At 62.4% G+C, this 9,171-nt stretch carries 12 protein-coding genes; 6 read left to right on the top strand and 6 right to left on the bottom strand.

The annotated features are described in order from the left end of the window. Window position 1: 1 nt before the first annotated feature. The gene (locus E8E75_RS14950; protein ID WP_120650168.1) at window positions 2-1,006 is read right to left on the bottom strand and encodes an NADP-dependent oxidoreductase; all 1,005 of its coding nucleotides are present in this window, start codon (window positions 1,004-1,006) and stop codon (window positions 2-4) included. Between the two features lie 227 nt (window positions 1,007-1,233). Here E8E75_RS14950 and E8E75_RS14945 point away from each other — a divergent pair, with 227 nt between their 5' ends. Continuing rightward, the gene (locus E8E75_RS14945) at window positions 1,234-1,995 is read left to right on the top strand and encodes an SDR family oxidoreductase (RefSeq protein WP_120650170.1); all 762 of its coding nucleotides are present in this window, start codon (window positions 1,234-1,236) and stop codon (window positions 1,993-1,995) included. 81 nt (window positions 1,996-2,076) lie between these two features. Here E8E75_RS14945 and E8E75_RS14940 read toward each other — a convergent pair whose 3' ends face one another. Both E8E75_RS14940 and E8E75_RS14935 read right to left on the bottom strand, forming a co-directional pair. Beyond that, complete coding sequence (locus E8E75_RS14940) at window positions 2,077-3,291, bottom strand: benzoate/H(+) symporter BenE family transporter (protein WP_120650172.1); 1,215 nt, start codon at window positions 3,289-3,291, stop codon at window positions 2,077-2,079. Continuing rightward, the gene (locus tag E8E75_RS14935; RefSeq protein ID WP_120650174.1) at window positions 3,291-3,908 is read right to left on the bottom strand and encodes a LysE family translocator; all 618 of its coding nucleotides are present in this window, start codon (window positions 3,906-3,908) and stop codon (window positions 3,291-3,293) included. The genes E8E75_RS14940 and E8E75_RS14935 overlap by 1 nt, the downstream gene beginning before the upstream one ends. A 149-nt stretch (window positions 3,909-4,057) precedes the next feature. On the opposite strand from E8E75_RS14935, the gene E8E75_RS14930 reads away from it, so the two are divergent. Beyond that, complete coding sequence (locus tag E8E75_RS14930) at window positions 4,058-4,687, top strand: hypothetical protein (protein WP_120650176.1); 630 nt, start codon at window positions 4,058-4,060, stop codon at window positions 4,685-4,687. On the opposite strand, the gene E8E75_RS14925 is transcribed toward E8E75_RS14930, so the two are convergent. After that, complete coding sequence (locus tag E8E75_RS14925) at window positions 4,684-5,139, bottom strand: MarR family transcriptional regulator (protein WP_107504110.1); 456 nt, start codon at window positions 5,137-5,139, stop codon at window positions 4,684-4,686. The genes E8E75_RS14930 and E8E75_RS14925 overlap by 4 nt on opposite strands. 82 nt (window positions 5,140-5,221) lie before the next feature. On the opposite strand from E8E75_RS14925, the gene E8E75_RS14920 reads away from it, so the two are divergent. The 3 genes from E8E75_RS14920 to E8E75_RS14910 all read left to right on the top strand — a co-directional run bounded on the left by E8E75_RS14920 (window position 5,222) and on the right by E8E75_RS14910 (window position 7,476). Beyond that, window positions 5,222-6,388 (top strand): PLP-dependent aminotransferase family protein, encoded by a 1,167-nt coding sequence (locus E8E75_RS14920; RefSeq protein WP_153917211.1) that lies wholly within the window; start codon window positions 5,222-5,224, stop codon window positions 6,386-6,388. 18 nt (window positions 6,389-6,406) lie between these two features. Then, the gene (locus tag E8E75_RS14915) at window positions 6,407-7,009 is read left to right on the top strand and encodes a glutathione S-transferase family protein (RefSeq protein WP_153917209.1); all 603 of its coding nucleotides are present in this window, start codon (window positions 6,407-6,409) and stop codon (window positions 7,007-7,009) included. A gap of 119 nt (window positions 7,010-7,128) precedes the next feature. Beyond that, the gene (locus E8E75_RS14910) at window positions 7,129-7,476 is read left to right on the top strand and encodes a GFA family protein (RefSeq protein ID WP_120650182.1); all 348 of its coding nucleotides are present in this window, start codon (window positions 7,129-7,131) and stop codon (window positions 7,474-7,476) included. Between the two features lie 71 nt (window positions 7,477-7,547). Here the strand turns inward: E8E75_RS14910 and folE are convergent, their stop codons facing one another. Together folE and E8E75_RS14900 are read right to left on the bottom strand one after the other, a co-directional pair. Further along, window positions 7,548-8,096, bottom strand: coding sequence for a GTP cyclohydrolase I FolE (gene folE / locus E8E75_RS14905; RefSeq protein WP_120650184.1), 549 nt, complete (start codon window positions 8,094-8,096; stop codon window positions 7,548-7,550). An 83-nt stretch (window positions 8,097-8,179) separates the two neighbouring features. Beyond that, window positions 8,180-8,518, bottom strand: a complete 339-nt coding sequence (locus E8E75_RS14900) for a helix-turn-helix domain-containing protein (protein ID WP_120650186.1) — start codon at window positions 8,516-8,518, stop codon at window positions 8,180-8,182. 89 nt (window positions 8,519-8,607) lie between these two features. Between E8E75_RS14900 and E8E75_RS14895 the strand changes: the two genes are divergently transcribed. Then, a complete protein-coding gene (locus E8E75_RS14895) occupies window positions 8,608-9,171 on the top strand; it encodes a carboxymuconolactone decarboxylase family protein (RefSeq protein ID WP_153917206.1) in 564 nt (187 codons plus the stop codon).

The raw sequence follows: 9,171 nt of genomic DNA, 5'->3' as shown, positions 1-9,171 counted from the left end.
TTCAGCGAACCTTCAGCACCAGCTTCCCGAAGTTCTCCCCGCTGAACAGTTTGCCCAGGGTTTCCGGGAAACTTTCCAGTCCCGTCACCACGTCTTCCTTGCTTTTCAAATCGCCACTGGCCAGCCAGCCGGCGATGTCCTTGACCGCCTCGCCGAAGCGCGGCGCGTAATCGAACACCACCATGCCTTCCATGCGTGCGCGGTTGACCAGCAGCGCCAGGTAGTTGGCCGGCCCTTTCACCGCTTCCTTGTTGTTGTACTGGCTGATGGCGCCGCAGATGACGATGCGCGCCTTGCGGTTGATGCGGGTGAGCACGGCATCGAGGATGTCGCCGCCGACATTGTCGAAGTAGACGTCAACGCCCTTCGGGCATTCACGCTTGAGCGCGGCGTGGAGGTTCTCGGCCTTGTAGTCGATTGCACCGTCGAAACCCAGTTCTTCCACCAGGTAGCGGCACTTGTCGGCACCGCCGGCGATACCCACCACACGGCAACCCTTGATCCGTGCAATTTGGCCGGCAACGCTGCCTACCGCGCCAGCGGCCCCGGAGATGACCACGGTTTCCCCTGGCTGGGGCTGGCCTACGTCGAGCAGCGCGAAGTAGGCGGTCATGCCAGTCATGCCCAGGGCTGACAAGTAGAGCGGCAACGGCGCCTGGTTGGGGTCCACCTTCTGGAAGTCGCGTGGCTCGCCGAGGAAGTAGTCCTGCACGCCGACCACGCCGCAAACGTGTTCGCCCACCTGGTAGTCCGGGTGTGAAGACGCCATCACCTTGCCAATGCCCAGGGCGCGCATGACCTCACCTATCGCCACTGGCGCGATGTAGGAACGGGCGTCGTTCATCCAGCCGCGCATGGCCGGGTCCAGGGACAGGTAGAGGTTCTCCACCAGCACCTGCCCGGCAGAGGGTTCGTCGGCCGGGGTTTCCACATAGGAGAACGTCTCGCGAGTGGCTGGTCCGACCGGGCGTTGGGCAAGGAGGAACTGGCGATTGAGGAGAGGCATGGCAGGAGCTCCAGATGAGGGAAAGCCTTGGTGATAGTCCCGTGGCGCGGTCGCGGCAAGTCCGCTGGCCGGGCGGAATGTACAGGCATGGATGTCCGTGATCTTGAATGGGCGCTTTCATCATCGATCTGGATGGTTCGCCCACCAGAGCCCTGATGATGCTGACGCCCTGTGCCGGTCACTGATTAGACTTCGCCACAGTTTCCATTCCCGTCGAGGATGCACAGATGAGCATGAAGTTCTCCGGCCAGGTTGCCCTGGTGACCGGCGCCGCCAACGGTATCGGCCGCGCGACTGCCCTGGCGTTCGCCGCTGAAGGCTTGAAGGTAGTGGTTTCCGACGTGGACACCGTCGGTGGAGAAGGCACCGTGGAGCTGATTCGCACCGCCGGTGGCGATGCAAGCTTCATTCGTTGCGACGTGACCCGCGAAGCCGAGGTTCAGGCGCTGATGGAGGGCACGGTCGCTGCTTACGGCCGCCTCGACTACGCCTTCAACAATGCCGGCATCGAGATCGAGAAGGGTAAGCTGGCCGAGGGCAGCGAGGCCGAGTTCGACGCCATCATGGGCGTCAACGTGAAAGGTGTGTGGCTGTGCATGAAGCATCAGATACCGCTTTTGCTGGCCCAGGGTGGCGGCGCCATCGTCAACACCGCCTCTGTGGCGGGGCTGGGCGCCGCGCCGAAGATGAGCATCTATGCCGCTTCCAAGCACGCGGTGATCGGCCTGACCAAGTCGGCCGCCGTCGAGTATGCGAAGAAGAAAGTACGAGTGAATGCCGTATGCCCGGCAGTGATCGACACCGATATGTTCCGCCGCGCCTACGAGGCCGATCCGAAGAAGGCCGAGTTCGTCGCGACCATGCACCCGGTGGGACGCATCGGCAAGGTGGAGGAAATCGCTGCTGCCGTGCTTTACCTCTGCTGCGACGCGGCAGGCTTCACCACCGGTCATGCCTTGGCCGTGGATGGTGGCGCCACTGCGATCTGATTGCCTAACCCCTCGTGCGAATTCATTCGCGATTGAAATCGCTCCCACAACAAAGAGAAAGGCGCCAATTGGCGCCTTTCTTCATTTTTGCTTGCCACTGTCCCAGTTGAGGATCAGCAAGGTCAGTACCCCGGCGATCAGTCCCCAGAAGGCGGAGCCGATCGACAGCAGCGTCATGCCGGAGGCGGTGACCATGAAGGTGATCAGCGCCGCCTCGCGTTCCTTGGGCTCGTGCATTGCAGCGGTCAGGCCATTGCTGATGGAACCGAACAGCGCCAGGGCTGCGATGGACAGCACCAGTTCCTTGGGCAGTGCGGCGAACAGCGCCGCCAGGGTCGCGCCGAAGGTTCCGGCGATGCCATAGAAAATCCCGCACCAGACTGCGGCGGTATAGCGCTTGTTGCGGTCTTCGTGGGCATGAGGTCCGGTGCAGATGGCTGCGCTGATGGCCGCCAGGTTGATGCCGTGGGAGCCGAAGGGCGCCAGCAGCAGGGACGCAATGCCAGTGACCGAGATAAGCGGCGAGGCAGGTACCTGGTAGCCGTCAGCACGCAGCACGGCGATGCCGGGGATGTTCTGCGATGCCATGGCCACCACGAACAGCGGGATGCCGATACTGATCACCGCCGTGACGGAAAACTTTGGCGTCGTCCACACCGGTTCGGCCAGGGCGAACTCGAAGCCGCTGAAATCCAGCAGGCCAAGAACCGCCGCCATCACACAGCCCACCAATAGCGCCACCAGCACGGCATAGCGCGGCTGCAGGCGCTTGAATACCAGGTAGCTGAAGAACATTGCCAGCACCAGGGCGGTGCGGTGTTGGGCGGCGATGAAGATCTCGCTGCCAATCTTGAATAGGATGCCCGCCAATAGCGCCGCTGCCAGCGACCCCGGCAGGCGACGCATCAGTCTTTCGAATCCGCCAGTCAGGCCAACCAGGGCGAGGAGGGCGGCGCAGACGATGAAGGCCCCGATTGCTTCTCCATAGCTCACGCCCGGCAGGCTGGTAATCAGCAGGGCCGCACCCGGGGTGGACCAGGCGACGACGATGGGCGTGCGATAGCGCAATGAGAGCCCGATGGTTGTCAGGGCCATGCCAATGGACAGCGCCCAGATCCATGACGAAATCTGCGCGCTGCTGAGCCCTGCAGCCTGTCCCGCCTGGAACATCAGCACCAGAGAGCTGGTGTAGCCGGTGAGCATGGCGATGAAGCCCGCCACGACGGCCGAGGGCGAGGAATCGGCCAGGGGACGAAGACGCGTCGGATTGGCCGGGGTTTCTGAAGTTGAGGTCATCAGATCGTTCCGTGGACGTCGACCAATATGGGGTAGAGCGAGGCCACCAGCAGCAGGGCCATGCCGATGTTGAACAGGCGCAGTATGCGTGGTTCGGCAAGCCAGCGGCGCAGCAGGCTACCCGCTACGGTCCAGAGTCCGACGCTGGGGCAGTTGATCAGGGCGAAGAGGGCTGCAATCAGCACCACGTTGACCACGAAATTGTCCTGCGGGGTGTAGGTGGTGATGGCGCCAATCGCCATGACCCAGGCCTTGGGGTTGACCCACTGGAAGGCCGCCGCCTGCAGGAAAGTGAAGGGTTTGGGTCGATTCTCGACGTTTCCTTCGTCCGGGGCACCGGAGCCAGCGATCTTCCAGGCCAGGTAGAGCAGGTAGGCGGCGCCGATGTAGCGCAGCGCGGTGTAGAGCACGGGAACCTGCTGGAAAATCTGGGATAGACCCAGGCCTACGCACATCACCAGCACCATGAAACCGACGCTGATGCCAAGCATGTGCGGCAGGCTACGGCGTACCCCGAAGTTCACCCCGGAAGCGAGCAGCATCATGTTGTTGGGGCCGGGCGTCACCGAGGTGACGAAGGCGAAGAGAATGAAGGCGAAGATCAGTTCCAGGCTCATGGCGGTCACCTTGTCGTTGTGTCCGCAGACTAAAGCCAGTTGCCTTGCAACGTCCCGATACAGCAGTGCGCGGGTTGAGCAATACAGTCAGTTGGCACCCCCGGTATCTGCGGCTACTGTGATGTTTTTTGCCGCTTGGAGTGCCACACATGGAGGAGAACCCCTACGCCGCCCCTCGCGTGGAACTGGTGGAGGACGCGGGGCCCCGCCAGATGAACGGCTGGACGCCTGGGCATTTGAGACTCTTGGGCTGGCTGAGCCTGGCCTGTGCCGTGTGTACCCTGATCCTCACGGGTGTCGCCGTAGCTGCTGGCGCCACCGAAGACCCGCTTATGACGCGCCTGTCCGACTGGATCGGCGTGGCGTTGACCCTTTTGGGGTGTTACCTGCTGATCCGCCTGAAGCTGTTCGCCGAGGCGCGCTTTTCCGCCGATGGGCTGGCACCGCCAGTCTGGGCAGTGATCATCGGTAGCCTGGCGATCGAAGGACTGGATTTTCTAATGGGTGATGCCAGCACCGAACCCGGCTGGCCCATGCTGTTCTACTTCGGTGCGGTCGCCGTGCTCGGCGCCTTGACGGGTTGGCTCGGTGTGCGCCTGCTCAAGGTGCAGAATGCATATCCGGCATTCCGGGTGATGGGCTGGCTGGATCTGGTGGGCGGCATCATGATGGCCACCATCGTGCTGATGCTGCTGGGGCTGCTGCCACTCATTGCCGGCAATCTGGCGATGATGCTGGTGTTCTTCCGGGGCGCGCGGGAGCTGGAACCCTCCAGCTAGTCCTCGGCGGCTTCAGTCTGCCGTGCGGTGCAGAGCGCCTGGTTGACTTCAAGCCAGCCTCGCACCGCCTCCTCCCCGGCCTCGCCAAAGGCGCGTTGCAGTAGTCGCGCCTGTTCCCGGCGCAGGGCCTGTTCCAGCCTGGCGCCCTCGGCAGTGAAACCCAGCAGGCGCTTACGCTTGTCATCGTCGGCAGCCACGCTCTCAACCAGCTTCATCTCGATCAGCTGTCGCAGCGGCGTGTTCAACGCCTGCTTGGTTACGCCCAGATAACCCAGCAGTTCCTTGACGCTCAGACCAGGGTACTTGGCAATGAAGAACAGGATGCGGTGGTGCACCCGCGACAGGCCTCGGCGGGCGAGGATTTCGTCCGGCTTGCTGGTGAAGGCCTGATAGCCAAAGAAAAAGGCTTCCATGGCGGCTTGCTGAATGCTGGGATTTTTCAGGTCAAGCATATTGACGTATCTGTCGCGGTCGTCGTAGTTTCGGTCAAGCAGTTTGACTTAATTTCCTCGCTTCCGCACCCGGTGACAATCCATGGCATTCTCCGAACGCATCGCCCGCCTGAAAAGCTCCCTGATCCGCGAAATCCTTGCCGCCGCCCAGCGTCCGGAAGTGATGTCCTTCGCCGGAGGCCTGCCGGCCGAGCCGATGCTTCCGAAAGTGGACTGGAGCGAAATGCCAGCCAGCATGGGCCAGTACGGCATGAGCGAGGGCGAGCCGGCGCTGCGTGAGGCCATTGCCGCTGAAGCGCGCGCCCTTGGCGTGCCCTGTGAGGCGAGCCAGGTATTGATTGTCAGCGGCTCGCAGCAGACCTTGGACCTGGCGTCCAAGCTATTCATCGATCCGGGCACCGAAGTGCTGCTAGAGGCCCCGACCTATCTGGCGGCTCTGCAGGCCTTCCAGCTGTTCGGTGCCGATTGCATCGCCGTGCCGCAGGAAGCCGATGGCCCGGAGATCGCCGCGTTGCGCCAGCGCCTGGAGCAGCACAAGCCGTCCTTCGCCTACCTGATCCCGACTTTCCAGAATCCGTCCGGTACCCGCTACAGCGAGGCCAAGCGTGATGCGGTCGCTGCGCTGTTGGACGAGTTCGGAGTGACGCTGATCGAAGACGAGCCCTATCGCGAGCTGGTGTTCGACGAAGGCAGCGCCACGCCCATCGTCAGCCGCCTGAAAAAGGCCAGCTGGATCTACACTGGTACCGTTTCCAAGACCCTGCTGCCGGGCCTGCGAGTGGGCTTCCTGATTGCCACCCCGGACCTCTTCCCGCACCTGCTGCGCCTGAAACAGTCCGCGGATCTGCACACCAACCGCATCGGTCAGTGGCAGGCGCTGCAATGGCTCGGCACCGAGCAGTATCGCCAGCATCTGGCCGAGCTGCGTGACTTCTACCGAGTGCGCCGCGACTCCATGCAGGTTGCACTGGAGGAACACTTCGGCGAGCTGGCCACCTGGGAAATTCCCCAGGGCGGGCTGTTCTTCTGGCTGACCCTGAAACAGCCGCTGGATACTCGCACGCTGCTCAAGCCGGCGCTTGAGCAGAACGTTGCCTTCATGCCGGGCGAACCGTTCTTCATCGACCCGGACAAACATCCGGGCCACTTGCGACTGAACTTCAGCCATGTGGCACCCGAGCGCCTGAGCGAAGGTTTGAAACGACTTGCTGGCGTCATCCGTCAGGCCCAGGCCGCGGAAGCTGCCTGACCACAGAGGAGTAGAGCGATGTACAAGGTTTACGGCGACTACAAATCGGGCAACTGCTACAAGGTCAAGCTGATCCTGAATCTGCTCGGCCTGCCGTATCAATGGGTGCCGGTGGATATCCTCAAGGGCGAGACCGAGAGCCCTGAGTTCCTCGAGAAGAACCCCAACGGCAAGATCCCGGTCCTGGAACTGGAGGACGGCACCACGCTCTGGGAATCCAACGCCATCCTGAATTTCCTCGCTGAAGGCAGCGACTTGCTGCCCGCGGAGCCGCGCCTGCGCACCCAGGTGCTGCAGTGGCAGTTCTTCGAGCAGTACAGCCATGAGCCCTACGTCGCGGTAGCGCGCTTCATCCAACTATATAAAGGCATGCCGGAAGACCGCCTGGAGGAATACAAGGTCTGCCAAGTGCGCGGACAGAAGGCGCTGAAGGTGATGGAGAAACAGTTGCAGCGCACGCCGTACCTGGTGGGGGATCGCTATTCCATCGCCGATATCGCTCTCTATGCCTACACCCATGTGGCCCATGAAGGCGGATTCGATCTGTCCGGCTACCCGGCGATCCTCGCGTGGCTGGATCGTGTGGCCAGCCATCCGCGGCATGTGGGAATGTTCGACTGAGATTTCCCAGTTACGAGAGAAGCCGGCGCAAGCCGGCTTTTTCGTGATGGCGGGCTCTCCGGGCCTGTACTAAGTTGGTCGCTTCAGCCTGGCCACAGGCTTTCTTCGGAGTGTCGACCATGAAATACCGGGGCAGCTGCCATTGCGGGAAGATCGCCTTCGAAGTCGAGGGGACCCTGGAACAGGTCATGGAGTGCAACTGTTCACTGTGCAGCCGACGCGGCTACCTGCTCTGGTTCGTCCCGCGCGAACAGTTCAAGCTTTCCACCCCGGAGTCCGGCCTCTCCACCTATCGCTTCAATCGCATGCATATCGCCCACCACTTCTGTGCCAACTGCGGCTGCGCGCCCTTTGGCGAAGCGACCGATCCCAGGGGCAAGGCCATGGCCGCAGTGAACGTGCGTTGCCTGGAGGATGTGCCCCTGGATGGGCTCAAAATACTGAAGGTGGATGGGAAGACCTTCTAGACAGTCCGACCTTGTGCCGGAAACAGAAACGAAAAAGCCGGCAGAAGCCGGCTTTTTCGTGGGTGCAAAACTCAGTTGTTGATCAGACTGAGGAACTCGCTGCGGGTGGCGGCGTTCTCGCGGAACTCGCCGAGCATCACCGAGGTGACCATGGAGGAGTTCTGCTTCTCCACGCCGCGCATCATCATGCACATGTGTTGGGCTTCGATGACCACGGCCACGCCCAGGGCGCCAGTGACCTGTTGTACCGCTTCGGCGATCTGGCGGCTGAGGTTTTCCTGGATCTGCAGGCGGCGGGCGAACATGTCGACGATTCGCGCGACCTTGGACAGGCCTAGCACTTTGCCGCTGGGGATGTAGGCCACATGGGCCTTGCCGATGAACGGCAGCAGGTGGTGCTCGCAGAGCGAGTACAGCTCGATGTTCTTCACCAGCACCATTTCGCTGTTGTCGGAGCTGAACAGAGCGCCGTTGGTGACTTCCTCCAGCGTCTGCTGGTAGCCGCGGCAGAGGTACTGCATCGCCTTGGCGGCGCGCTTCGGGGTATCGAGCAGGCCTTCACGGGAGACGTCCTCGCCGAGCTGGCCGAGGATCGCGGTGTAATGCTGTTCCAGGGACATGGAAATTCCTGTGGGGATTTACGCAAAGGCGCAGGGTAGGGCGCGAAGGGGCGGCTGGCAAGGGCGCCATGCGCCAGCGCGAGTCATTTTTCAGGCGCGGGCAGACGGCTGGCCCAGTGCTCCGCCCAATCCGCCAGGGGCAGGCAACGTCGCACCAGTTCCTCTCCGTCCTCTGTCAGGCTGTAGCCAGCCTCGCCATTTTCCACCAGCAGCGCCTGGCGCAACTCGCCGAGCCGAGTGTTCAGCACCGAAGGCGACAGGCTTTCGCAGCGAGCTTGCAAGTCGCGGAAAGTCGCAGGTCCTTGGTGCAGTTCCCAGAGAATGCGCAGGCTCCAGCGCCGCCCCAGGAGATCGAGCAGCGCCATGATTGGTCGCCCGCTGGCGGAGCCGCGGACGGGATGACCGGGAAAGGGTGTGGTCATGAGTGATCCTCTTGCTTCTAATTCAGTAGCGGTCTGCAATGTTGAGTGCTACGTTTTCGATAGCGTAACAGCCCAACAGGAGCATCGCCATGAACGAACCCCGTATCCAGCCGGCCCAACCACCCTATGACACCGCCATCCAGGCCGCCTTCGACCGGGTGATGCCGCCCGGAGTACCACCATTGCTGCTGTTTCGCTGTGTCGCCCGCAATCCTCGCGTGTTACAGCGGATGATGGCTGGTGGGCTGCTGGATCGCGGCAGCATCGGCCTGCGTGAGCGGGAACTGCTGATCCTGCGCAGCACCGCCCGATGTGGCGCCGAGTACGAGTGGGGTGTGCATGTGGCGGCATTCAACGCCAAGGCCGGATTCAGCCAGGCGCAGCTGGACGATACCTGCCAGGTAACGGTGGAGCCGAGCCTATGGGAGGGATCGGAGCTGGCGCTGCTGGCCCTCGCCGATGCCCTGCACGAGTGCGCGGATATCGACGATGGCTTGTGGCGGCGGCTACGCGAGTATTTCAGCGAGGAACAGCTGGTTGAGTGCGTGATGCTGGCGGGGTTCTATCACGCCGTTTCCTTCCTGGCGAAGGGATTGCGCGTGGAGTTGGAGGCGCATGCGCCGAGGTTTCCATCTGATCGTTCGCAGGGTTGA

The sequence above is a fragment of the Pseudomonas sp. BN606 genome (assembly GCF_029873115.1).
GTDB lineage: Bacteria > Pseudomonadota > Gammaproteobacteria > Pseudomonadales > Pseudomonadaceae > Metapseudomonas.
The sequence above is the reverse complement of the archived record's forward strand: the minus strand, read 5'-3'. Positions and strand labels throughout refer to the sequence as shown.